Annotated in this window: 22 protein-coding genes; 10 read left to right on the top strand and 12 right to left on the bottom strand. The window is 59.1% G+C overall.

Translation table 11 applies throughout. The features are described 5' to 3' along the window. The first annotated feature begins 110 nt into the window (after nt 1–110). Nucleotides 111–383 (top strand): 30S ribosomal protein S20, encoded by a 273-nt coding sequence (gene rpsT / locus QOL84_RS22995; RefSeq protein ID WP_003228351.1) that lies wholly within the window; start codon nt 111–113, stop codon nt 381–383. A gap of 128 nt (nt 384–511) precedes the next feature. Here rpsT and QOL84_RS23000 read toward each other — a convergent pair whose 3' ends face one another. The 5 genes from QOL84_RS23000 to rplU all read right to left on the bottom strand — a co-directional run bounded on the left by QOL84_RS23000 (nt 512) and on the right by rplU (nt 4,269). Continuing rightward, entirely contained in the window at nt 512–979 is a 468-nt protein-coding gene (locus QOL84_RS23000; RefSeq protein WP_016986204.1) for a CreA family protein, read from the bottom strand. Between the two features lie 10 nt (nt 980–989). Beyond that, entirely contained in the window at nt 990–2,108 is a 1,119-nt protein-coding gene (proB, locus tag QOL84_RS23005) for a glutamate 5-kinase (protein ID WP_283438724.1), read from the bottom strand. A gap of 137 nt (nt 2,109–2,245) precedes the next feature. Then, nucleotides 2,246–3,469, bottom strand: a complete 1,224-nt coding sequence (cgtA, locus tag QOL84_RS23010) for an Obg family GTPase CgtA (RefSeq protein ID WP_129395581.1) — start codon at nt 3,467–3,469, stop codon at nt 2,246–2,248. A gap of 193 nt (nt 3,470–3,662) precedes the next feature. Next, on the bottom strand, nt 3,663–3,920 hold the full coding sequence (gene rpmA, locus QOL84_RS23015; protein WP_003176049.1) for a 50S ribosomal protein L27: 258 nt from the start codon (nt 3,918–3,920) through the stop codon (nt 3,663–3,665). A gap of 34 nt (nt 3,921–3,954) precedes the next feature. Next, nucleotides 3,955–4,269, bottom strand: coding sequence for a 50S ribosomal protein L21 (gene rplU, locus QOL84_RS23020; RefSeq protein WP_003176051.1), 315 nt, complete (start codon nt 4,267–4,269; stop codon nt 3,955–3,957). Nucleotides 4,270–4,646: 377 nt separating this feature from the next. Between rplU and QOL84_RS23025 the strand changes: the two genes are divergently transcribed. From QOL84_RS23025 to QOL84_RS23035, 3 genes are all read left to right on the top strand, one after another. Then, complete coding sequence (locus tag QOL84_RS23025; RefSeq protein WP_129395582.1) at nt 4,647–5,615, top strand: polyprenyl synthetase family protein; 969 nt, start codon at nt 4,647–4,649, stop codon at nt 5,613–5,615. Nucleotides 5,616–5,759: 144 nt separating this feature from the next. Then, nucleotides 5,760–6,101 carry a zinc ribbon domain-containing protein YjdM gene (locus QOL84_RS23030; RefSeq protein WP_129395583.1) on the top strand — a complete coding sequence of 114 codons (342 nt, stop codon included), beginning with the start codon at nt 5,760–5,762 and terminating at the stop codon, nt 6,099–6,101. Nucleotides 6,102–6,309: 208 nt separating this feature from the next. Further along, nucleotides 6,310–6,567, top strand: coding sequence for a PA4570 family protein (locus QOL84_RS23035; protein ID WP_034153845.1), 258 nt, complete (start codon nt 6,310–6,312; stop codon nt 6,565–6,567). A 132-nt stretch (nt 6,568–6,699) separates the two neighbouring features. Here QOL84_RS23035 and bamJ read toward each other — a convergent pair whose 3' ends face one another. The 3 genes from bamJ to QOL84_RS23050 form a co-directional block, all read right to left on the bottom strand. After that, the gene (gene bamJ / locus QOL84_RS23040; RefSeq protein WP_283438725.1) at nt 6,700–7,317 is read right to left on the bottom strand and encodes a BamJ family beta-barrel-assembly machinery protein; all 618 of its coding nucleotides are present in this window, start codon (nt 7,315–7,317) and stop codon (nt 6,700–6,702) included. A gap of 122 nt (nt 7,318–7,439) precedes the next feature. Next, on the bottom strand, nt 7,440–7,745 hold the full coding sequence (locus tag QOL84_RS23045) for a DUF6482 family protein (protein ID WP_129395585.1): 306 nt from the start codon (nt 7,743–7,745) through the stop codon (nt 7,440–7,442). A 136-nt stretch (nt 7,746–7,881) separates the two neighbouring features. Next, nucleotides 7,882–8,370, bottom strand: coding sequence for a TIGR00645 family protein (locus QOL84_RS23050; protein WP_129395586.1), 489 nt, complete (start codon nt 8,368–8,370; stop codon nt 7,882–7,884). Nucleotides 8,371–8,530: 160 nt separating this feature from the next. Between QOL84_RS23050 and QOL84_RS23055 the strand changes: the two genes are divergently transcribed. After that, entirely contained in the window at nt 8,531–10,360 is a 1,830-nt protein-coding gene (locus QOL84_RS23055) for a hypothetical protein (protein ID WP_283438726.1), read from the top strand. Between the two features lie 50 nt (nt 10,361–10,410). On the opposite strand, the gene QOL84_RS23060 is transcribed toward QOL84_RS23055, so the two are convergent. Beyond that, nucleotides 10,411–10,728: a PA4575 family protein gene (locus QOL84_RS23060; protein WP_064392388.1), complete on the bottom strand. Its 318-nt coding sequence runs from the start codon at nt 10,726–10,728 to the stop codon at nt 10,411–10,413. Nucleotides 10,729–11,039: 311 nt separating this feature from the next. Continuing rightward, on the bottom strand, nt 11,040–13,478 hold the full coding sequence (locus tag QOL84_RS23065; RefSeq protein WP_129395588.1) for a Lon protease family protein: 2,439 nt from the start codon (nt 13,476–13,478) through the stop codon (nt 11,040–11,042). Between the two features lie 301 nt (nt 13,479–13,779). Here QOL84_RS23065 and QOL84_RS23070 point away from each other — a divergent pair, with 301 nt between their 5' ends. The 4 genes from QOL84_RS23070 (at nt 13,780) to QOL84_RS23085 (ending at nt 17,459) form a co-directional block, all read left to right on the top strand. Next, complete coding sequence (locus tag QOL84_RS23070) at nt 13,780–14,268, top strand: DUF3015 domain-containing protein (RefSeq protein ID WP_007909797.1); 489 nt, start codon at nt 13,780–13,782, stop codon at nt 14,266–14,268. Nucleotides 14,269–14,532: 264 nt separating this feature from the next. Beyond that, a complete protein-coding gene (locus QOL84_RS23075) occupies nt 14,533–16,386 on the top strand; it encodes an Lnb N-terminal periplasmic domain-containing protein (RefSeq protein ID WP_283438727.1) in 1,854 nt (617 codons plus the stop codon). A 151-nt stretch (nt 16,387–16,537) separates the two neighbouring features. Beyond that, complete coding sequence (locus QOL84_RS23080; RefSeq protein ID WP_283438728.1) at nt 16,538–16,894, top strand: hypothetical protein; 357 nt, start codon at nt 16,538–16,540, stop codon at nt 16,892–16,894. 70 nt (nt 16,895–16,964) lie between these two features. Then, entirely contained in the window at nt 16,965–17,459 is a 495-nt protein-coding gene (locus tag QOL84_RS23085; protein WP_129395592.1) for a GreA/GreB family elongation factor, read from the top strand. Here the strand turns inward: QOL84_RS23085 and gdhA are convergent. After that, nucleotides 17,456–18,793 carry an NADP-specific glutamate dehydrogenase gene (gene gdhA, locus QOL84_RS23090; protein ID WP_283438729.1) on the bottom strand — a complete coding sequence of 446 codons (1,338 nt, stop codon included), beginning with the start codon at nt 18,791–18,793 and terminating at the stop codon, nt 17,456–17,458. The genes QOL84_RS23085 and gdhA overlap by 4 nt on opposite strands. A gap of 350 nt (nt 18,794–19,143) precedes the next feature. Then, nucleotides 19,144–20,808 carry an energy-dependent translational throttle protein EttA gene (ettA, locus tag QOL84_RS23095; protein WP_008078577.1) on the bottom strand — a complete coding sequence of 555 codons (1,665 nt, stop codon included), beginning with the start codon at nt 20,806–20,808 and terminating at the stop codon, nt 19,144–19,146. Between the two features lie 285 nt (nt 20,809–21,093). On the opposite strand from ettA, the gene morA reads away from it, so the two are divergent. Then, nucleotides 21,094–24,942, top strand: a complete 3,849-nt coding sequence (gene morA / locus QOL84_RS23100; RefSeq protein ID WP_283438730.1) for a cyclic di-GMP receptor MorA — start codon at nt 21,094–21,096, stop codon at nt 24,940–24,942. The last annotated feature ends 129 nt before the right edge of the window (nt 24,943–25,071 follow it).

Genomic DNA, 25,071 nt, shown 5'->3' on the forward strand with positions numbered 1-25,071 from the left:
ACCACTTAGCGGAACGTTTCAAGTGCCCTTGACAAGACTTCAACTCATCGGCATGATTCGCGGCCTATTTTGTTTGCTATTTCCTAAAAAGTCTTTCGAGGAGCTCGACGGTGGCCAACTCACCTTCCGCCAAAAAACGTGCAAAACAGGCTGAGAAGCGTCGCAGCCACAACGCCAGCCTGCGTTCCATGGTTCGCACCTACATCAAGAATGTAGTTAAAGCCATCGACGCAAAAGACGCTGAAAAAGCTCAAGCTGCATACGTTCTGGCTGTGCCAGTAATCGACCGCATGGCCGATAAAGGCATCATCCACAAGAACAAGGCTGCTCGTCATAAGAGCCGTCTGAATGGCCACGTTAAAGCGCTGAAAGAAGCTGCTTAATCGACGTAGTCATTAAAAAACCGACCTTAGGGTCGGTTTTTTATTGCCTGTGATTTAACAAAATCCAGCGCAAAAAAATGTAGGAGTGTGCCCGGATCAGGCTCACTCCTACAGTTGGTTTCGCGAGGTTATTGCTGGACCGGCACCCATGGCAGGATCGGGATTGCAGTCACGGCATTCTGCGGACTGCCTTCGATCAAGCGGTCGCTGTAGACCAGATACACCAGCGTATTGCGCTTCTTGTCGAGAAAACGCACCACTTGCATGGTCTTGAACACCAGCGAGGTGCGCTCCTTGAACACCTCATCACCGTCCTTCAGATCACCCTTGAACCTGATCGGCCCAACCTGACGGCAAGCGATCGAAGCCTCTGCGCGATCTTCAGCCAGACCCAAACCACCCTTCACGCCGCCAGTCTTGGCGCGCGACAGGTAGCAGGTCACCCCTTCAACCTTCGGATCATCGAACGCTTCGACGACGATCCGGTCGTTCGGGCCGACAAACTTGAACACCGTCGACACCTGACCGATTTCTTCGGCCGAGGCCAGCAATGGCAGCGCCATCAGCAAGCCCAACAATCCTTTTGCTAAACGCATGGAGTTTTCCTTAGACCAGAATCAGGTTGTCACGGTGAACCAGTTCCGGCTCCGCCATGTAACCGAGCAAACCGACAATCGTATCCGACGACTGACCGATGATTTTTTGCGCTTCCAGCGCGCTGTAGTTGGCCAGGCCACGGGCAATCTCACGACCGTCCGGCGCCACGCAGACCACCATCTCACCGCGACGAAAGCTGCCCTGAACCAGTTTGACGCCCACCGGCAGCAGGCTTTTGTTGCCCTTGGACAACGCCGCCACCGCACCATCATCCAACACCAGGGTGCCGCGAGTCTGCAGATGCCCGGCCAGCCATTGCTTGCGCGCCGCGAGCATGCCGCGCTCAGGCGACAGCAACGTACCAATGCGCTCGCCTGCTTTCAGGCGGTCAAGCACGCGCTCAAGACGCCCGCCGACAATAATGGTGTGCGCACCGGAACGTGCCGCCAGTCGCGCCGCCCGCAGCTTGGTCTGCATGCCGCCGCGCCCCAGCGCCCCACCGGTACCGCCCGCCACCGCGTCCAGGCTCGGATCATCGGCGCGCGCTTCGTAAATCAGCTGCGCATCAGGGTTGTTGCGCGGATCGGCGTCGAACATGCCGTCGCGATCGGTAAGGATCACCAGCAGATCCGCCTCGACCAGGTTGGCCACCAGCGCGGCCAGCGTATCGTTATCGCCAAAGCGGATTTCGTCAGTGACCACGGTGTCGTTTTCGTTGATCACCGGGATCACTTTCAGTTCGACCAGCGCGCGCAAGGTGCTGCGGGCATTCAGGTAGCGCTTGCGATCAGACAGGTCGTCGTGAGTCAGGAGAATCTGCGCGGTGTGCCGGCCATGCTCGGCGAAGCTCGATTCCCATGCCTGCACCAGACCCATCTGGCCAATCGCTGCAGCCGCCTGGAGCTCGTGCATCGCACTGGGTCGTGCGGTCCAGCCCAAACGGCTCATGCCGGCTGCTACTGCCCCGGAGGACACCAACACCAGCTCGACGCCCGCTTCATGCAGCGCCACCATCTGCTCGACCCAGACACTCATTGCCGCGCGATCCAGCCCTTTGCCATCAGCTGTCAGCAAAGCGCTGCCGATCTTCACGACCCAACGCTGCGCACCTGTCACCTTGCTCCGCATCATCTTCAACCTTAGCTTGAGGGCAGCGCGACCCAGCGCCGCCCGTGACGTTATTCTTGGCCATTACCGACCAACAACCGATTTCCAGATACTAAAACGCCGCTCGATTGAGCGGCGTTCAAGTTTATCGCAACGAATCAGTCACGCACGTAAATGATTTCCGGACCGTCTTCGTCATCCACATCTTCTTCGTCCCAGTCATCGTCGCCGATGTCATGGACCGACTTCACGCCACTGCGACGCAGGGCACGCTTGTCGTCCAGCGCTTGCAGTTGCGCGCGCGCTTCGTCTTCGATGCGCTGATCGAGATCGGCCAGCTCTTCCTTGTAAGCCGGGTCGGCAGCAAGGCGATCGGCACGGTCTTCCATGTAACGCATGATGTCGTGGCACAGACGCTCGGTACCGATCTTGGCGATGGCCGAGATCACGTAGACCGGACCGGTCCACTCGAGGCGATCAACGATTTCCTTGACACGCTCATCGTGATCTTCTTCAAGGATCTGGTCGCACTTGTTCAGCACCAGCCAACGATCGCGCTCAGCCAGGGACGGGCTGAACTTGATCAACTCGTTGACGATGACTTCAGCAGCGTCCGGCGCACTGGTGTCATCCAGCGGCGCCATGTCGACGAGGTGCAGCAACAGACGCGTACGCGCCAGGTGCTTGAGGAAACGAATACCCAGGCCGGCACCGTCGGAAGCGCCTTCGATCAGACCCGGGATGTCGGCAATGACGAAGCTCTTCCAGCGATCGACGCTGACCACACCGAGGTTCGGCACCAGCGTGGTGAACGGATAGTCGGCAACTTTCGGCTTCGCGGCCGAAACCGAACGAATGAAGGTACTTTTACCGGCATTCGGCAAGCCCAGCAGACCGACGTCGGCCAGTACTTTCATTTCCAGTTTCAGGTCGCGCTGCTCACCCGGCTTGCCCGGAGTGGTCTGACGCGGAGCACGGTTGGTACTCGATTTGAAACGGGTGTTACCCAGACCGTGCCAGCCGCCCTGCACAACCATCAGTTTCTGACCAGCCTTGGTCAGGTCACCGATGACTTCCTGGGTGGCGGAGTCGATCACCGTGGTGCCGACCGGCACGCGCAGGATCAGGTCCTCGCCCTTCTTGCCGGTGCAGTCGGTGCTGCCACCGTTGGAACCACGCTCGGCATCGAAGTGCCGGGTGTAACGGTAGTCAACCAGGGTGTTGAGGTTTTCGTCAGCCATCATGTAGATGGAACCGCCGTCACCGCCATCACCACCGTTCGGGCCACCATTTTCGATGAATTTTTCCCGACGGAAACTCATGGCGCCATTGCCGCCATCACCAGCCTTTACGCGAATCGATACTTCATCAACAAACTTCATAACCAACGCCTCTCGCCGTACGGACGAGCCGAAAAACAATCAAGACATAAGACTCTTGCAAAAATGAGCGCAGCGACCCCAATCCACGACCTACATCGTACGCCGACAGCCCATACAAACAGTTTTGCAAGAGACTCACCCCACAAACGAAAAAGCCCCGTCGCGAGACAGGGCTTTTCCAGCGATTGCGCAATTAAGCTGCGACAACGCTCACGTAACGGCGGTTGAACGCGCCTTTTACTTCAAACTTGATCACGCCTTCGATTTTAGCGAAGAGGGTGTGATCTTTACCCATGCCTACACCGTAACCGGCGTGGAATTGGGTGCCGCGCTGACGCACGATGATGTTGCCCGGAATGATTTTCTGGCCGCCATACATCTTAACGCCAAGGCGTTTGGCTTCTGAGTCGCGACCGTTACGGGTACTACCACCAGCTTTTTTGTGTGCCATGAGTCAATTCTCCTAGTGAGGAATTAGGCTGAAATTAAGCCTGAATACCGGTGATTTTGATCTCGGTGTACCACTGGCGGTGGCCCATACGCTTCATGTGGTGCTTACGACGACGGAACTTGATGATGCGGACTTTATCGTGACGACCTTGGGAGATCACTTCAGCCACAACGGTAGCGCCAGCAACAACTGGAGCGCCGATGTTCACGTCGTCGCCATTGGCAACCAACAGAACGCGATCAAAGGTAACGGATTCGCCGGTAGCGATTTCCAGTTTTTCGATCTTCAGGTATTCACCTGGGGCGACTTTGTACTGCTTGCCGCCAGTAACGATTACTGCATAAGACATGGTATTTCTCCGATAATCCTGCTCACCCAGCTCTTTATAAGAAGAGGTATTGGCTGGCATGGCTGCATTGGGCTGGAAGGCCTGTTGCAATTGCGTAAGGCAGGTGCTGCCCAGGAAGTTCAGGGTGCGCGATTGTACGCAAGGCGCGACCGTCACGCAAGTAGCCTTCAGGCGCTGTGAAAGCGTCGCGAGCGAAGGGAAGACAAGGAAAAAACAGGCGAGGAAGCGGAGTTTACGGTTTGTAAATGAGCATTCCGAGCCTGTTTTTGACGCAGGATTACCGAGCGCAGCAGCTTTCACAGTGCCCGACCGCGCCTTGACAGGTCTGGACTGGGGTCCTAGCATGCCGCGCAACCCTTCTGGAGCGACTCTCGCTGATGCAACCCCAAGCTTTCTACCGCGCGGTGGCGGACGATTTTAGCGCCGTCGACGGCATCATCAAGAAGCAGCTGACTTCCCGAGTGCCGCTGGTATCGAAAATCGGCGATTACATCACGTCGGCCGGCGGCAAACGCCTGCGTCCTTTATTAGTGTTGCTGTGTGGCAAGGCACTGGGCCGTGAAGGCGACGATCTGCGCCTGCTCGCCGCCACCATCGAATTCCTGCACACCGCAACCCTGCTGCATGACGATGTCGTCGACATGTCCGGCATGCGCCGTGGCCGCTCGACCGCCAATGCCATGTGGGGCAACGCGCCAAGCGTGCTGGTCGGCGACTTCCTCTATTCGCGCTCATTCGAAATGATGGTCGAACTGGGTTCGATGCCGGTGATGAAGATCCTGTCCCAGGCCACGCGCATCATCGCCGAAGGCGAAGTGTTGCAGCTGTCCAAGGTACGTGACGCCAGCACCACCGAAGAAACCTACATGGAAGTCATCCGCGGCAAGACCGCAATGCTCTTCGAAGCGTCGACCCACAGCGCCGCGGCCCTGTGCGAAGCAACGCCTGAACAGTCTGAAGCGCTGCGCACCTTTGGTGATCACCTCGGCGTGGCGTTCCAGTTGGTAGACGACCTGCTCGACTACAAGGGCGACGCGGAAACCCTGGGCAAGAACGTCGGTGACGATCTGGCCGAAGGCAAGCCGACCCTGCCGCTGATCTACACCATGCGCGAAGGCACGCCGGAACAGGCTGCGCTGGTGCGTCAGGCGATCCAGAAAGGCGGGATCGAAGATCTCGAGAGCATTCGCATTGCCGTGGAAGCCTCTGGTTCGCTGGAGTACACCGCACAACTGGCGCGTGATTACGTGGCCCGTGCGATCAAGTGCCTTGAGGCGCTGCCGGCCAGCGAATACCGGGATGCGCTGGTTGAACTGAGCGAGTTTGCGGTCGCGCGTACGCACTGAAATCGCTGAAGCAAGATCAAGAGATCGCAGCCTTCGGCAGCTCCTACACGGGCTGTCGGGCTGCGTTTTTTTGCTTTTGGCGCCACGAACAGATAAACCCTATATAATGTGCGACTTTTAGCGATCCCTACCCAAGGAGCCTTAGTGAGCACGTTGCCACCCTGCCCGAAATGCAATTCCGAATTCACCTACGAAGACGGTACCCAACTGGTGTGCCCTGAGTGCGCCCACGAGTGGTCCGCCAGTGGCGAAGCCGAAGTGGCATCCGATGATGCCGTGAAGAAAGATTCGGTCGGTAATGTCCTGCAGGACGGCGACACCATCACCGTGATCAAGGATCTCAAGGTCAAGGGCACCTCGCTGGTGGTCAAGGTCGGCACCAAGGTCAAGAACATCCGCCTGTGCGATGGCGACCACGACATCGACTGCAAGATCGACGGCATCGGCCCGATGAAACTGAAATCCGAGTTCGTCAGAAAAGTCTGATTCTGCTGTGATCCATCCCGCGCCAGCCGTGGGATGGCGCTTCACCCTCCCCCCGTTTCAACCCGATAAAACCGTGCAATAGCCAAACGCCAGCCGTTTTGACCTTACGCAATCTTTACCCGGAAAAATTCACAATCTGCCAATAGGCGCTTGCTATTTAGATAATAAGAATTATTCTCATCAAACACCTTCAATGGAGATGAGAACCATGACTTATCTGATCGACGCCTGGCTGGATCGCCCACACCCTTACCTCAGAATCCTCCATCGGGAGACCGGTGAAGTCTGCGCGGTGCTTGAAGAAGAAGCCTTACATGAACTGCAGGATCAAGGGGATCTGGACGTCAGCAGCCTGAATTCCAGCGAACCGTTGGTGCTCAAGGAGCTGGTGCGCAATCTGTTCCTGTTCTGCTATGCCCGGGCCTTGCGCCCGACCAGTGAGCTACACCACAAGATCGAATTATGAAACCCGGTAAAAACTGCAGGAGTGAGCCTGCTCGCGAAGACTGATCAACATCCAACACATAGGTTGTCTGTCACACCGCCTTCGCGAGCAAGCCCGCTCCCACATTAGCCCGCCATCAAGGCAGGCCCGGGATTACAGAACGTCCAGCAGCTCGACGTCGAATACCAGAACGCTGTGCGGCGGAATGCTGCCAACGCCTTGTTCGCCGTAAGCCAGTTCGCTCGGCACGTACAGACGCCATTTGCTGCCGGCATTCATCAGTTGCAGGGCTTCGGTCCAGCCAGCGATCACGCCGCCAACCGGGAATTCTGCAGGCTGGCCGCGCTCGTAGGAGCTGTCGAACACAGTGCCGTCGATCAGTGTGCCGTGGTAGTGAGTACGCACTTGATCTTCACGGGTCGGCTTAGCACCTTCACCCTGAGTCAGCACTTCGAACTGCAGGCCGGAAGCCAGAGTGGTGATGCCATCACGCTTGGCGTTTTCAGCCAGGAAGGCCAGGCCTTCGCCAGCAGCGGCTTCAGCTTTGGCAGCTGCTTCGGCTTGCATGATTTCGCGGATAACCTTGAAGCTGGCGGACATCTCTTCCTGGCCAACACGGCTTTCCTTACCGGCGAAAGCGTCGGTCAGACCCGCCAGGATCGCGTCCAGGTTAACGCCAGGTGGCGGGTTGTCGCGCAGCTGATCACCCAGCTGACGGCCGATGCCGTAGCTGACGCGGGTTTCGTGGGTGGACAGATTTACTTCGGACATGACACTGCTCCGCTGTGCGGACGGCCACAAGACTTGCCGTGCGTGCACAGCGCGTCCCGGCGCGCCCGGAACCAAAAGGGCGAGCAGACTAGCACAGATGTTCCGGCGATGGCGCGCAAGGCCTATAGGGCCGAACGCCAGGCCAGCGGCACTTTCAGGCTTTCCTCGCTGCTAGGGCCCATGCCGCACATTTCATCATGTACCGAGGTGTGTACGAGGTTGAACGGCAGCACCGGAAAGGCATGCAGCAAATCCCGCGCATGCTCCACCGAACGCAGCGTCAGCATGTTGCCCTTGGGATCACTCAATGGATACGCGGCGCCATGCATGCGCGCTTCGAGCAGATAAATCCCGCCCTCCATGGAGATCAGGTTCAGCTCATCGACCTTCCTGGCAATGGCAAACGCATTCAACTCTTGCAGGTTCATCAGCGCACCTCACGCGGTGGCGAATCAGGACGTCTACAGGGATATGCCCGCGCGCCCCAAAGCACAAGCCACAAACGACACCGCCCGTCTGTTTCACAACAGACGGGCGGTGTTCATTGCCGTGATCAGAGGTTGATCAGTGCTTGGTGAGCTTGTCCAGGTAACCCATGGCAAATGCCGAGATCACGAAAGTCATGTGGATGATCACGTACCACATCAGATGCTCGGGATCGACGTTCTTGGCGTCCATGAAGATGCGCAGCAAGTGAATCGAGGAAATCGCCACGATCGAGGCGGCGACTTTCATCTTCAGCGATGAAGAGTCCATGGTGCCCAGCCAGCTGAGCTTTTCCTTGCCTTCATCGATGTTCAGTTCAGAGACGAAGTTCTCGTAGCCGGAAATCATCACCATGACCAGCAGGCCGCCGACCAGCGCCATATCGATCAGCGACAGCAGCACCAGAATCAGTTCCGACTCGGCCATCGAGAAGACGTTGGGCAGGATGTGAAAAACTTCCTGGAAAAATTTCAGTGCCAGCGCCAGCAGCCCGAGGGACAGCCCGATATAGATCGGCGCCAGCAGCCAGCGCGAGGCGTACATTGCGTTTTCGATAAAGCGTTCCATTGAATCTCACACAGGGGGCTGGAAATGGCGGCGAGTATACCAGCCACCGATGACAGCCAGAAACCGCCCGCAAATCCGTCACCTGCGTGTGTGTGTCATTTTTTTTCTGCTAGTGTCCAAACCATTGACAGCCCAGCGACAGTGGACAGGACGTGTGGAAATGGATGTGCGATTGCCGTTAACGACCGCCGGAATTTGCTTCGCCCTGCTGCTCGGCGGTTGCTCGCCGGGTGAAGAGAAGCACGCGCTGAGCCTTGAAGAAAAGACCGCACAGTTTGAACAGTCGCTCGACGCCATTACCGATCCGAAGCTCAAGGACGCCGTCAGCGAACTCGGCGGCTCGCTGCTGCTGCTCGAACGTGCACAGCAGAAACTCGACGGCATTCCAATGCGTATCGAGTACGGCGAAGACGCCCTTGGCGTACTCAAGCACTACCCTACCCCGCAGGCGCTGGTCGACACCTTTATCAACGGCCTGTTCGTCCTGCACAAGGACGCCAGCTCCGACTACCTCACCGATCTGCAACCGGTATTCCCGTTCATTCTCAACACCCCCGGCGGCTTCCTGTTCCCGCATGGCGTGGAATGGCAATCGGTGACCCTGAGCAACAAACGCGTGATTGCCTGGCAGCCGGAATGGTCGGAAACCGATCCCGGCATTCAGCTCAGCCCGTCCAGTTCCAACGTCACCAACCCCGATGACCTGACTGTGACGTACCCGTTCATCGAGGGCCTGGATGTCGACAAGAAGACCCAGCCGCAACCGGTGAGCCTGCAAGGCCAGGTCGAAGTCATCGCACCGCGTCGCCTGTACACTTTCGATCTGACGAAAAAAGACCTCGGCCAGACCCGCACCAATGACAATCTCAGCGTCAAACTGCTCAAGCTTGAAAAGAACTACGCCGAAGTCGAAGTCAGCAACAGCCTGCCCCTCGCCGCGCAAGTCGCTGGCACCCCGCTCAATCCACTGATCGTGCAGGCGCGCGACAACACCGGGCAATACCTGGTGCGCGCCGGTTCGATCAACGAGAGCCCGGAACAAGTGGCCTTCTACGAGAAACAACTGGTGCACCTGCAACAGCAGAAGAGCTGGAGCGATAGCCTGGAAACACAGCTGACCAACGATCAGCAAACTTTCGAACAGCAACACCCGCGACGCTACAACAAGGTCTACTTCAACGGCCCGATCGAGACTCTGGAAGTCAGCGTGCTGGATTTCTCGTCTGCCACGGTGACCCGCAAGGCGCTGGATCTGCCGATCCGCGCGTTCAGCCAGCACACCACGGAAAAAGCCATACAGCCGCTGGATCTGCCGGTGGTGGTTTACGACGACCAGGCCGTGAGCTGGCTCAAAGGCGCGAGCCTGACGGAAGAACAGCTGAAAGCCGGGATCCGTATTCATCAGTCGGTCGAAGACCCGAGCGCTGCCCGTATCGAGTTTTCCCATCGCCGCACGTTCAACGATGAATTGCTCGGCGATGACTTCAGCCCCGGTGAAAGCCCGGTGACGTTCTTCACGGAAAAACACAACGGCAAACTCGACGAGCCCATCGAATTACCGCCCGAGGCGTATCAGGTCGATCCGCTGCAAGCGACGATTACCTACGATTTGAATCTGTTTCCGGAAACCCCGGCGATCGCGGTCGGTTCGATGCCGCTGTTTCTCGCCACCGTGGCCCAGCAAGCATACGACGCCAATTCCCTGCCCAAAGGCCTGGAGATCAAGAACAACACACTGGTGGTGGATCTGAAATTGTTTCCGGCCAACGAATGGCGTTTCTTCGTCAAGGACGACAGCGGCAATTACCTGAAGCAGATTCTTTCGGTCAGCCACGATGCGAAGGCAGAAGGCCCGGCACTGTTCGGCGTGCACTATTTCTACGGCCATCCGACACGCGTGGAAACCTATCAGCGGACCGACCTCGCCACCGTGCAATACGGCTTTGAGGTCAAACTCGACAAGGCGCAGGCGGGCAACTCGGCGCCGTAAAAAACAAGATCAACAGATCGCAGCCTGCGGCAGCTCCTACAGGGTAGGTGTTAATTGAGGCTGCGGCTGCGGCCACCGTTGATCTGCCGCAGCTGGGCTTGCAGGTGCAGGCTCCAGATCTGCGGATCATCGGCCAGTTCGTAGCCGTGCAGGGTCAGACTTTCAACGATGGTGTCGAGAATCGACTCGGCGGCGATCGGTCCGTGAAACGGGCCCTGGGCTTTGATCGCGGATGGTTGTTCGCCGGCCATGCCGGCCGCGAAGAGCAGCGTCCACATGCCGTTATCGCCGGCCAACGGCTTGATGGCGCATTCGATTCGGGTCACCAGACCCAGGCACTGACGGGTGAGACAGAGGTTGCGCGACATGGCGGCGACCCTCGGTGAAGCCGGTATTCAGCCCCCACGGGAGGACTGGCTCGATCCAGTGATACTGTCGATATCCTTGAGCTGAGAATAGAAGAAAAGCGCGCCGCACAAACCGAATCAGACCAGAAGGCGCCGAATGGTCATTGTGTGAAGTTTGACGTCAGAGTAGTGACGAATTTCCGATGGATTAACACCAAACAAATGTGGGAGCGAGCCTGCTCGCGAATGCGGAGTGCCAGGCAACTTATTCGTCGTCTGATGCACCGCTTTCGCGAGCAGGCTCGCTCCCACAGTTTTGACCGCGTTAAGGCTTAAGCCGGTTTGGCTTCGGCCAGAGCCTCCTGGGCCAGTTCCTTTTCCGCTTCCTTGAGGTCTTCCTCGCTGATCATCTCGGCGATGTCGCGCAAGCGCTCCACTACCCGCGCGTTGATGCTGCCTTCCGGGAATTCACCGTCGGCATTCGGCTCACCCGCCGGCTCGCCAACCAGCAAGCTCAACGCCTCATCAGCCTGACGCACCGCGTAAACGTGGAACTGCCCGGCACGCACCGCCGCCAGGACCTTCTCATCCAGCATCAACGTGGCAACGTTGGCCTGCGGAATGATCGCGCCCTGCTCACCGGTCAGTCCGCGCGCTTCACAGAGACGGAAGAAGCCTTCGATCTTCTCGTTGACCCCGCCCACCGCCTGCACTTCGCCGAACTGGTTGATCGAACCGGTGATCGCAAAGCACTGCTTCAATGGCGTTTTCGACAGCGCCGAAATCAGCGTGCACGCCTCACCCAGCGACGCACTGTCGCCATCGACGTAACCGTAGGATTGCTCCAGCGCAATGCTCGCGGAAATCGCCAGCGGGAATTCCTGAGCGTAACGGCTGCCCAGATACCCGGTGAGGATCATCACGCCTTTGGAGTGGATCGGCTGGCCGAGGTTGACCTCACGCTCGATGTCGACGATACCGCTGCCGCCCGGGTACACCGTGGCGGAAATCCGCGCCGGCACACCGAACGCCGAGTCGCCGACTTCGAGCACGGTCAGGCCGTTGCACTTGCCGACTGCGGCGCCATCGGTATCGATCAGGATGATCCCGGCGAGCATGTCGTCGAGAATCCGCGCCGAGACACGCCCGGTGCGGGTGGCTTTGGCTTTCAATGCACGTTCAATGTGCCCGGCGTCGGTTCTTTCATCGCCGGCCAGATGCCGGATGAAGTCCGCTTCGCTGACCAACTGGAACAGATCGCCGATACGCGCCGACAGACGTCCCTGATGCTCGGCCAGTCGTGCACTGTAAGTGGCCAGACGCGCCACCGCATCGGCGGTCAGCGGTGCCATGCCTTCTTCCGAGGTACGGGTTTTCAGCAATTGGGCGAACTGCTCGAGACTCTCGTCGACCATCGGGATGTCTTCGTCGAAGTCGACCAGCACGCGGAACATTTCCTGGAAGTCCGGATCGAGGTCTTGCAGCGTGTAATACAGCTGCCGCGCACCGATGATGATGACTTTGACCTGCAACGGAATGTGCTGCGGGTTGAGCGTTACAGTGGCGAAACGGCCCATCTCGCCCAGCGGCGATTCCATTTTCAGCTTGCGCGATTGCAGGGCGCGCTTGAGCGCATCCCACACGAACGGCTCGCTGAGCATTTTTTCCGCTTCAAGAATCAGGAAACCGCCGTTGGCGCGGTGCAAGGCGCCCGGACGCAACTGACGATAAGTGGTGTAGAGCGCGCCCTGATCGGTGGTGTATTCGATACGGCCGAAGAGGTTTTCGTAAGTCGGGTGCGGTTCGAACACCACCGGCGCACCACCGCTGGCCGGATGACCGACGACCAGGCTTGGCGCGTATTGCTCTTCGAGCAGTTTGCGCGCGACAGCGTCGGTCTTGCTGTCGTCGACCAGTTGCTCGACCACGGTTTTCAGCAGGTACACCTGCATCGCTTGCAGATAACCGCAGACCGCAGCGTTTTCCGCGTACTTCTCGGATAACGGCGACAGCAGCGGCTGCAGGGCCAGCGTAATGGTTTCTTCGTTGAGCGAACGCAGCTGATTGTTCGATTCGCGCTTCCACTGCGGCAGGCTGGCGAGTTCTTCGTTCAAGCGCTCTTCGAGACCGGAGATGTCCTCGTGGAAACGCTCACGATCGGCTTCCGGCAGTTGGGCGAATTCGGCTTCGTCCAGCGCCTTGCCATCGAGCATCGGCGTGAAGGCAATGTTGCTGCTGTCGCGGTACAGGGCGACGTCTTTTTCCAGCGCCAGGCGTTCGATGATGTCGAGGGCCTTGTCGTAGCGCTGGTTGAAGGCGCGGTCGATGGCGCTTTTCTTCTGCTGGTAGGACGGATGCTCGAACACCGCCGGAAACGTCGCCAGCAGGTTGTCGATCAAGCCGTTGATGTCAGCCGTGAACGAGGTGGCCGTGCCCGAAGGCAGTTCCAGCGCACGCGGCTCGCGCGGTTCATCGAAATTGTTGACGTAGACCCAGTCCGCCGGGGTCTGCAGGCGTTTGCCTTCGGCCTTCAGGTAGCGTTTGACGAACGAGAAGCGGCCGGTGCCGGGCTCGCCCATGACGAAGACGTTGTAACCGGGGCGTGGCATCGCCACACCGAACTGCAAGGCTTCGACCGCGCGTTCCTGGCCGAGCACACCGCGAAAGGGCTCCAGATCATTGGTGGTAGTGAAGCTGAACTGTTCAGCGGAAAACGGACGGGTCAGCGCTTCGGGCGCGAGACGCAAGCTGGCAGCAACAGGATCAGGCATCGGGCTTCCTTAACAATCAGGCGGGGCAGATAGCGGCATTCTGGCGCTGCCCGTGCCCCACTGGCAAGGCGCGCCATGTGACAAAGCATAGACAACCGCCCCGCTACGCAGCAGGCCCCCGGAAACCGGGGTCATGAGCGAATCTTTTGTAAAAAATCACGGAACCCCGGGAACGTGCCTAAACTCCAAACTGCGCGGCTGGAACTAATACCGGCCCACTGGCTTCGTTTGGGTCTGTCTCGTACAGAGCTTGGGGGGCCAGAACCCTGTCCATTGGTATGCACATAAAGAGAACAAAGCTATGAAACGGATTCTTCTCGGTACTCTCTTCACCGCTGTATCCATCAACGCAATGGCGCAAGCTCCAGGCGGCCCGGATTGCGGTTGGGGCAACATGCTGTTCGAAGGTCAGCGTGGCACCCCGGCGCACTTCCTCGCTTCCACCACCAACGGCACTTCCGGTAACGCTACGTTTGGTATGACTTCCGGCACCAACGGTTGCTCGACCAACGCGTCGCTGACCTACGGCGGCAAATCCTGGTTTGCCATGAATGGCATGATGAACGAGCTGTCCGAAGACATGGCCAAAGGCAACGGCGAAGCGCTGACGACTTATGCCGTGGTACTGGGCGTGGCGCCGGAAGATCGCGCGCATTTCGCTGCTGTGACTCACGAGCACTTCCAGCAAATCTTCAGCAAGGCTGACGTGACCGCTGAAGACGTGCATACCAACACCCTGGCCGTACTGAAATCGGATCCTCGTCTGGCCAAGTACGCTACTCAGGCTTAAGCTCGACTCCACCCGTTTCCTTCGGGAAGCGGGTTTTGTTTTGAATACCGTCAGTCCATCGTGACGCAGAACCTTGTGGCGAGGGGATTTATCCCCGTTCGGCTGCGAAGCAGTCGTGAACCTGTGCATACGGAGTATCTGATGCATTGGGGATACAGGTTTTGGGGCCGCTTCGCAGCCCAACGGGGATAAATCCCCTCGCCACAGGGTGGAGTGTTGACCCCCGATTCGGGTTTTATTTTCTTTCGACTTAAGTTGCCACTTATGCTCAAACGCCTTGCCTGGCTGGCGCTCTGTGTCTGCGCCCCGCTGTCCGCCGCGCCACATATCGACCCTCAACGTTTGCAGCAACTGGCCAACGACCGCTTCTGGATGTCCCTCGGTCACTACGAAACCGCCAAGCTCGGCGGCTGGCGCAGCTATGTCAGCGACAAGAAATTCTTTCTCGCCCCCGATGGCAATGAACATCCCGACCATGAACTGGCAGCCACCGTGCAAGCGCTGTACGCCCCGGCCAGTCTTGGCGAGCAACATGCACAGTGCGTTTATCCTGCACGCACCCGCTGGCTGAAAGCGCAGCTCAAGCTCAGCGATCTGCCGACACCCGAGTGCGCCGAGTACAAAAAGTGGTTCAAGGACGTCTCGCCGCACAGCGCGGTGATGATCTTCCCGGCAGCTTATTTGAACAGCCCGTCATCGATGTTCGGCCACACCCTGCTGCGCATCGATCAGGCCGACGTGCAGGCCGACAAGACTTCGCTGCTCAGTTACGCAATCAACTTCGGCGCCTACATCGAAGGTTCCGACAACAGCATTCTTTACGCCTGGAAAGGCTTGATGGGCGGCTATCCCGGCCTGTTCGCACTGGTGCCGTACCAAGAGAAACTCTCTGAGTACCGCAGCCTGGAAAACCGCGACCTTTGGGAATACCGACTCAATCTGACCCAGGAAGAAACCGCACGCATGGTCGAACATGTGTGGGAGCTGAAGCAGATCCAGTTCGACTATTTCTTCTTTGATGAAAACTGCTCTTACCGTTTGCTCGAGTTGCTGCAAGTGGCTCGGCCGAGCCTGCGCCTGACCGAACAATTCCCGCTGACCGCGATTCCCACCGACACCGTCAAAGCAGTGAAAGAAGCCGGGCTGGTGGAAAGTATCGAATACCGCCCGTCCCGCGAGCGTGAGCTGCTCAGCCGCGCCGAGCCGCTCAGCGATGAAGAACAACAATGGGTGCTGAAAGTCAGCGCCGATCAACAGCAATTGCAGGACCCGGCGTTCAAAGCCCTGCCGCGCGATCGCCAGGCGTTGATCATCGACGCTGCGTATCGTCTGGAGCGCTACCGCGCCAATGGTCAGGAGCGTGATCCGCAGCGGGCGCAGCGCAGTTTCGAACTGTTGCGGGCGATCAACAAGAACCCGGCACCCGAGCTGGCAATTCCGCAACCGGGCCTGCCCGAAGATGGCCACGAATCACGCACCTGGCAGGCCGGACTCGGCACCCGTGGCGATCGTGCGTTCGGTGAGTATGGTTTGCGCATGGCTTATCACGATCTCAACGACAACGCCGAAAGCTTCCCGCTCGGCGCGCAGATCGAAATCCTGCAGATGAAATTGCGTCAGTACGAAGGCAATCACTGGCAGTTCCAGCAACTGGACCTGGCGACGATTCGTTCGCTGACACCGCGCAATGAGCTGCTGCAGCCGTTGTCATGGCAGGTCACCGGTGGCCTGGAGCGGGTACCGGGCAAGCATGATGACGAAACACTGGTCAGCCACGTCAACGGTGGCGGCGGTGGTACGTGGGCGTTGGGCGACGATGTGCTGGGTTTTGCCCTCGGCACGGTGCGGGTCGAGCACAACAATGACTTCGCCGCGTTTGTGTCCCCGGCCGGCGGCTTCAATACCGGGGTGCTGTGGAAAAACCCGCTGGGCAATCTCAGCCTGGAAGCCAAGGGTGATTATTTCTTCAACGGCGAAGTGCGCCGTAGCCTGAGCCTGAATCAGCAGTGGGAATTGTCGCGCAATCTTGGCCTGCGCCTGAGTGCACAACGCGAGTTCAGCCACATCGCCACGCCGGAAACGGAAGTCATGCTCGAAGTGAAGTGGTATCACTATTAAAAGATCGCAGCCTGCGGCAGCTCCTACAGGGATCGCGCGCTCATGCAGGAGCTGCCGCAGGCTGCGATCTTTTGATCTTTCTTTCACACCCCACCAACGAATCCCCTTCTAGACTTTCCCCATAAGCCGAGAACCGGCGCGGGAGAGTGCGATGTGGCGGTGTGCGGGATTGCTGGGTGTTTTGTTGTTGCTGGGCGGTTGCCAGTCGACTCACGAAGACTTGATCGCCAAAGGTTATCCACCGGCGTTCGCCGACGGTTTCGATGATGGTTGCGTCAGCGGTCGTCAGGCCGCCGGGGCAATCAGCGGCGAGTTCCGCAAGAACGTGCCGCGTTATATCAAGGACAAGCAATACGCCGAAGGCTGGACCGACGGCTTTCGCCAGTGTCAGGCGATGCTCGAAAACAAGGATCGCGACGACTATCGCAACGAACACTGGGACGAACGCGAGCGCGCCTGGCAGCAACAGAAAGATCAGGACGCCGGGCGGGCTTATCGCTCGCCATAGGTCGCTTGCAGACATCCAGTGAAACCAAATGCCTGCGAACATGGCCCAAACCTCATACGAGGAGGACAGCATGAGCCGCGCATTCGTCAACGAAGACAACGCCGCCGCGCAAGCCGATCAGCCGGTCGAACGGCAGGTCAGCGCGCAGCCCAATTACGTCACGCCACAGGGGCTTGCGCAGTTGCAGGCGAAAGTCGCCGAACTGCAAACCCTGCATGCCGAGCAAACGGCCAAAGGTGAGCAGGCCGACAAGCAACGCCTGGCTGATCTGGAAAGGGATCTGCGTTATTTCAATCAGCGCCTGAGCAGTGCACAAGTGGCGGTGCCGGCAACGTCCACCGACAAAGTGCAGATCGGCAGCTGGGTCACCTACGCCGACGAACACGACACCGAGCGCCGCGTGCAACTGGTCGGCGAAGATCAGGCCGATGCGGGCAAGGGCCTGATCAATTGGGGCTCACCACTGGGCCGCGCCCTGCTCGGTGCCCAGCTCAATGATGAAGTGCTGTGGCAACGCCCCGCCGGTGATCAAGTCATCGAAGTGATCCGCATCCAGCCGGCTTAAACCACGCCTTGCGCCAACATGGCATCGGCGACTTTGACAAAGCCGGCGATGTTCGCGCCTTTGACGTAGTTGATCCGGCCGTTCTCTTCGCCGTAATGCACGCAAGCATGGTGGATCGACTGCATGATCGCGTGCAGCTTGCTGTCGACCTCGCCCGCGGTCCACAGCAGACGCATGGCGTTCTGCGACATTTCCAGACCGCTCACCGCGACGCCACCAGCGTTGGACGCTTTGCCCGGCGCGAAAAGAATGCCGGCCTCGATAAAGATATCCACAGCCGCCAGCGTGGTCGGCATGTTTGCGCCTTCAGCCACGCACACGCAGCCATTGCGCAGCAGCGCGTGCGCGGCTTCGGCGTCGAGTTCGTTCTGCGTGGCGCACGGCAGCGCGATGTCGCACGGCAGCGACCACGGCAACTGACCGGCGCGGAATTCCAGACCGAATGCGCTTGCCAGTTCACTGATGCGTCCACGCTTGACGTTTTTCAGCTCCAGCAGCGCCAGCCATTGCGCCTCGGTCAAACCCGCTTCGCAATACAAAGTGCCTTCGGAGTCGGACAGCGAGATCACCTTGCCGCCCAGATCCATGACCTTGCGCGCAGCGTATTGCGCAACGTTGCCGGAGCCGGAGATCGCTACGCGTTTGCCTTCAACAGTCTGCTCGCGACGCTTGAGCATTTCTTCAGCGAAATACACGCAGCCGAAACCGGTGGCTTCCGGGCGAATCAGGCTGCCGCCGTAGGTCATGCTTTTGCCGGTCAGCACGCTAGTGAACTGGTTGCTCAGGCGTTTGTACTGGCCGAAGAGGAAACCGATCTCGCGCGCACCGACGCCGATATCTCCGGCCGGGACGTCAACGTCCGCACCGATGTGGCGATACAACTCGCTCATGAACGCCTGGCAGAAACGCATGACTTCGGCGTCGCTCTTGCCCTTCGGATCGAAGTCCGAACCGCCCTTGCCACCGCCCATGGGCAACGAAGTCAGGGAGTTTTTGAAGGTCTGTTCGAAGGCGAGGAATTTCAGCACGCCCATGTTCACCGACGGATGGAAACGCAAGCCGCCCTTGTACGGGCCGATGGCGCTGTTCATCTGGATGCGGAAACCGCGATTGACCTGGACTTTGCCCTGATCGTCGACCCACGACACGCGAAACACCACCGCGCGTTCTGGTTCGCAAATGCGCTCCAGAATCCCCGAGGTCAGGTAGTGCGGATTGGCTTCGAGAAACGGCCACAGGCTGCGCAGGACTTCTTCGACGGCCTGATGAAATTCAGGCTGATCCGGGTCGCGTGTTTTCAGTCGGGCAAGGAAGGATTCGACGGATTCGATCATGGCAAAAGTCTCGGCAAATTTTTTGTCGTTGGAGGAGATTTGGCCGGACTGTAACAAACGAATTGCGCACAGGAACAGAGCAAAATGTCGCAGATATGAAATTAAATGGTGCACAAGATATAAATCCTGCCGGTTTTTGGCGCTGATTTGCACCTGAATGGGGAGATCAAATCTGATTGATGCACCAACAGTTATACCGCTATCGCGAGCAGGCTCACTCCTACAAGGGAACGCATTTCAAATGTAGGAGTGAGCCTGCTCGCGATGGTCATTCCACGGTCTCTCTGAAAAAACCCGGGCAAAAAAAACGGAGCCCGAAGGCTCCGCTCTTTCATGCAACCAACCCGATATCAGGCCAGTTTCTTGTGACGTACCCGGTGTGGCTGGGCAGCCGCTTCGCCGAGACGCTTTTTGCGATCCGCTTCGTACTCGGTGTAGTTACCTTCGAAGAAGATCGCTTGCGAGTCGTCTTCGTACGCGAGGATGTGTGTCGCCACGCGGTCAAGGAACCACCGATCGTGAGAGATCACAATCGCGGCGCCCGGGAAGTCCAGCAGGGCTTCTTCCAGCGAACGCAGGGTTTCAACGTCGAGGTCGTTGGACGGTTCGTCGAGCAGCAGGACGTTACCGCCCTCCTTCAGGGTCAGCGCGAGGTGCAGACGACCGCGCTCACCACCGGACAGATCCTTGACGAACTTCTGCTGATCGCCGCCCTTGAAGTTGAAGCGACCGACGTAGGTGCGCGACGGGATCTCGTAGTTGCCGATGCGGATCTGGTCGGAACCGTCGGAGATCTGCTGGAACACAGTCTTGCTGCCATCGAGGTCATCGCGGCTCTGATCGACGCAGGCCAGTTGCACGGTTTCGCCGACTTCGATGCTGCCCGAGTCCGGTTGTTCCTTGCCCATCAGCATGCGGAACAGGGTCGACTTACCGGCACCGTTACCGCCAATCACGCCGACGATGGCGCCCTTCGGCATCGAGAACGACAGGTTGTCGATCAGCACGCGATCGCCGTAGCCCTTGGTGACGTTCTTGAATTCGATGACCTTGTCGCCCAGACGTGGACCGGCCGGGATGTAGATCTCGTTGGTTTCGCTGCGCTTCTGGAATTCCTGCGATTGCATTTCTTCGAAGCGTTGCAGACGTGCCTTGGATTTCGACTGGCGGGCTTTCGCGCCTTTGCGCACCCACTCCAGTTCTTCCTTCATGGCTTTTTCGTGCGCCGACTGCTGCTTGGATTCAGCGGCCAGACGATCGGACTTGGCTTCGAGCCAACCCGAGTAGTTGCCTTCGTACGGAATGCCCGCGCCGCGGTCGAGTTCGAGAATCCAGCCGGCGACGTTGTCGAGGAAGTAACGGTCGTGCGTGATCGCTACCACAGTGCCCGGGAAGTCGTGCAGGAAGTGCTCCAGCCACGCAACGGAATCGGCGTCCAAGTGGTTGGTTGGTTCGTCGAGCAGCAGCATGTCCGGCGCGGACAGCAGCAGGCGGCACAGGGCCACACGACGCTTCTCACCACCGGAGAGGAATTCGACCTTGGCGTCCCACGCCGGCAGACGCAGGGCGTCGGCGGCGACTTCCAGTTGACGATCGAGGTTGTGACCGTCGCTGGCTTGCAGGATCGCTTCGAGCTTGGCCTGTTCAGCAGCCAGTTTGTCGAAGTCGGCATCTTCTTCAGCGTAAGCCGCGTAGACCTCGTCCAGGCGCGCCTGGGCGTTCTTGATCACGCTGACCGCTTCCTCGACCACTTCACGCACGGTCTTGGTCGGATCAAGTTGTGGCTCTTGCGGCAGATAACCGATGTTCAGTTCCGGCATCGGACGGGCTTCGCCCTCGAACTCGGTGTCGACGCCAGCCATGATTTTCAGCAGCGTGGACTTACCCGAACCGTTGAGGCCGAGTACGCCGATCTTGGCGCCGGGGAAGAAGGACAGCGAAATGTTTTTGAGAATTTCCCGCTTCGGCGGAACAACTTTGCCCAGCCGATGCATGGTGAAGACGTATTGAGCCATGGAGAACCTTGGGTCAGTGACAGATGAATGATTGCAGCGCGGGCGATGCCCGGCCAGACCATGCGCGTCGTTCACTTGATGGTTATCAATGCGTGCGCGCTGAAAAAGTCTGAGTCTAGGAGCTGGAACGCTCCCGCGTAACCGGCAAAGCTACCTTAATGACGGAAGGCAGTCCAGCCGAGCGGGGCTGGCACTTCGCCACAACTCAAGGCATGCTAGCCGCCCTTTGGGCGTCCGGCTTATAGTGCACGTCGCGCCAGTCCAGCCAGACCGCAGGATTACAGCTTGTCCAATGTCACTCCGCCAGCTTCTGTGAGCGCGTCCAATCCGGCGACCGGCTCGCCCCTGCGCGGAACATTAAAGGGTGCGCTGGCGACATTGGTGCTGTTGCTGCTGGCATTGCTGTTCTGGCAACTGCTCGATCAACTGCGCGAAACCCAGAAGAACCAGCGCCAGTACACCATCGACTACACCGCCGACCTCGCTTCGCAGGTCAGCCTGAACATGGCGCTGAACGCGCAAATCGCCCTCAATCTGCTACCGATCGTCGAGCAACCGCAAACCGCCGACGAACAGCAGGCGCTTCTGCGCAAACTTCAGCAGTCGCTGCCGGATCTGCGCAGCATGGCATTGCTCAGCCCTTCCGGGCGGATCCTCAGCGACAGCGCGGCCGACAGTGCCGACGCCGACTACCTGACCGAACTGGTCCGGCGCAGCCGCGCCCAAGCGCACTATTTCAGTAACGCCGACGATGGCTCGGTGGTGCATTTGCTGCTGCATCAGGCCAGCGGCAGCACGCGCGGTTATTGGGCCTTGCGCCTGACGCCAACGTTTTTCAACTCGCTGACCAAGCAGGGTGAAACCGGCGCCCGCCCGCTGTGGCTGGTGGAAAACCGCAACAATCACCAGATCATCAGCCGCGATGAGGCACTGCCTTCGGCCAAACCAGGCGTGCTCACCCCCGACGATCTCGCCAACACGGTGCTGACCGTGCCGCTGAGCAGCAGCGACTGGCAGTTGCGTGGCCTGTTCGACCGTCAACGCGTGCTCGAAGAGTTGCTCCCGGCGTTCATCGGCAAATGCCTGCTCGGCCTGGCGTTCTCGATGCTGCCGGTGATTGCCTTGCTGAACATGCGCCGCCGCCAGCGCCAGTTGCATGAAGGTCGTCGACGTTATCAGGATATTTTCGAAGGCACTGGCGTCGCCCTCTGCGTACTCGATCTTTCCGGTCTCAAGCAGGTTTTCGACAAGGCCCAGATCCAGACCAGCGATCAGCTCAAGGCCTGGCTAGACCAGCCGCAGCAGCGCCAGCAATTGCTCCAGGAACTGCGCGTCACCGAGGTCAATCAGGTGGCGTTGCAACTGCTCAACGTCAATTCCTGCGAGCATGCCTGGCAACTGCTGATCGACGGCCATCCACACCGCCAGTGCGCCATCGGCAATCAGGTCCTCGATGCCGTGTTGCAGCAACAGGATCAACTGGAACTGGAAATCAAACTGCCGGACATCAATGGCCGCGACCAGCACCTGTGGATGGTGCTGCGCCTGCCGACCGAGCAGCACGACTATAAAGCGGTGATCCTCAGCATCAACGACATCACCAGCCGCAAGCTGATCGAGTTGTCGCTGCTGGAGCGCGAAGGTTTCTGGTCGGACGTGGTGCGCACCGTGCCGGATCACCTCTACGTACAGGACGTGATCAGCCAGCGGATGATTTTCAGCAACCACCACCTCGGCCAGACGCTCGGTTACAACCGCACTGAACTGCATCAGATGGGCGAGTACTTCTGGGAAATCCTCCTGCACCCCGAAGACGCCGATTACTACCATCGCTCGCGGCAGATGCAGCGTCACGCCGGGTACAGTCAGTTGCTGCAATGCCAGCTGCGCTTCCGTCATCGCGACGGCAAGTGGCGGCGTTTCGATATCCGCGAACAGGCGCTGGCGCGGGACAAGCATGATCAGGTCACGCGGATTATCGGCGTGGCCAAGGACATCACCGAGCAGATCGAGGCCAGCGAATCCCTGCGTGACAGCGAGCAGCGCTACCGCATGCTCGCCGAAAGCATCAGCGACGTGATTTTCTCCACCGACAGCAAGCTTTCGCTGAACTACGTCAGCCCGTCGGTGCAAGCCGTGCTGGGTTACGACGCCGAGTGGATTTTCCAGAACGGCTGGCAGTCGACCATCGCCAACCCGCAGCAACTGAGCGGCATCTACACGCTGATGGATCGCGTCAGTAAAGCCCTCGATAAACCCGAACAACTGGCGCTGTTGCGCAGTCAGGTGCAGACGCAATTGTTCCTGTTCGACTGCCTGCGCGCCGACGGCCGCAAGATCCCGATCGAGCTGCGTCTGGTGCTGGTGTGGGACGAGCATGGCGGCTTTGAAGGCGTGCTCGGTGTCGGTCGCGATATCAGTCAGCAGCGCCGCGCCGAGAAAGACCTGCGCATGGCAGCGACAGTATTCGAACACTCGACCTCGGCGATCCTGATCACCGATCCGGCGGGTTACATCGTTCAGGCCAACGAAGCGTTCAGCCGGGTCAGCGGTTACGCCGTGGCCGAAGTACTCGACCAGTTGCCAAACATGCTCACCGTCGACGAGCAACAGGATGCGCACCTGCGTTACGTGCTCAAGCAACTGCACCAGCACAACACCTGGGAAGGCGAAGTCTGGCTCAAGCGCCGTAACGGCGAGCATTACCCGGCGTGGGTCGGCATCACCGCGGTGCTCGATGACGAGGGCGACCTGGCCAGCTACGTGTGCTTTTTCAGCGACATCAGCGAGCGCAAGGCCAGCGAGCAACGCATTCACCGCCTCGCCTACTACGACGCCCTGACGCACCTGCCGAACCGCACGCTGTTCCAGGATCGCCTGCACACCGCGCTGCAATCGGCCGAGCGGCAGAAGTCGTGGGTAGTGCTGATGTTCCTTGACCTCGACCGCTTCAAACCGATCAACGACTCCCTCGGCCACGCTGCCGGCGACCGCATGTTGAAAGACATGGCCACGCGCCTGCTGGCCTGCGTCGACGATGACGACACCGTGGCGCGCATGGGCGGCGACGAATTCACCCTGCTGCTGCAACACCGTTCCAGCCGCGAGCTGGCGCTGAACCGGGCGATTCATGTCGCCGAGCAGATCCTCGCCAGTCTGGTGCGACCGTTCGTGCTCGAAGGCCGCGAGTTTTTCGTCACCGCGAGTATCGGCATTGCCCTGAGCCCGCAGGACGGCAACGAACTCAGCCAGTTGATGAAGAACGCCGACACCGCGATGTACCACGCCAAAGAGCGCGGCAAGAACAATTTCCAGTTCTATCAGGCCGACATGAACGCCAGTGCGCTGGAACGCCTGGAGCTGGAAAGCGATTTGCGCCACGCCTTGGAACAAGACGAATTCGTCTTGTATTACCAACCGCAATTCAGTGGCGACGGCAAACGCCTGACCGGTGCCGAAGCGCTGTTGCGCTGGCGTCATCCGCGTCGCGGGCTGGTGCCGCCGGGGGATTTCATTCCGGTACTGGAAGAACTCGGGCTGGTGGTCGACGTCGGCGACTGGGTAATCAGCGAGGCGTGTCGCCAGTTGAAGACCTGGCACCAGAACCGCGTGCGCGTGCCGAAGGTGTCGGTGAACATTTCCGCCCGGCAGTTCTCCGATGGCCAGCTCGGCACGCGGATCGCCACGATCCTGCGCGAAACCGGCCTGCCGCCGGCGTGCCTGGAATTGGAGCTGACCGAAAGTATCCTGATGCGTGAAGTCAGCGAGGCGATGCAGATTCTCGCCGGCTTGAAAAACCTTGGCCTGAGCATTGCGGTCGATGACTTCGGCACCGGTTATTCATCGCTGAACTACCTCAAGCAATTCCCGATCGACGTGCTGAAGATCGACCGCACGTTTGTTGACGGTTTGCCGTCGGGTGAACAGGACGCGCAGATCGCCCGAGCGATCATCGCCATGGCGCACAGCCTGAATCTGGCGGTGATCGCCGAAGGTGTGGAAACCCATGAACAACTGGACTTCTTGCGTGAGCATGGGTGCGATGAGGTTCAGGGGTATCTGTTCGGGCGGCCGATGCCGGCGAGCCGGTTTGAGGCGCAGTTCAGCAATGACGCGCTGTTCATGTTCGACTGAAGAAAAGATCGCAGCCTTCGGCAGCTCCTACCGGGATTGATGTCGGTCACGGTATTTGTGTGCGCCTCGGATAATGTAGGAGCTGCCGAAGGCTGCGATCTTTTCAGGCCAGCAAAAGCACCGCACATC

Origin of the sequence: Pseudomonas helmanticensis (assembly GCF_900182985.1) — a bacterium.
GTDB classification, from domain to species: Bacteria; Pseudomonadota; Gammaproteobacteria; order Pseudomonadales; family Pseudomonadaceae; genus Aquipseudomonas; species Aquipseudomonas helmanticensis.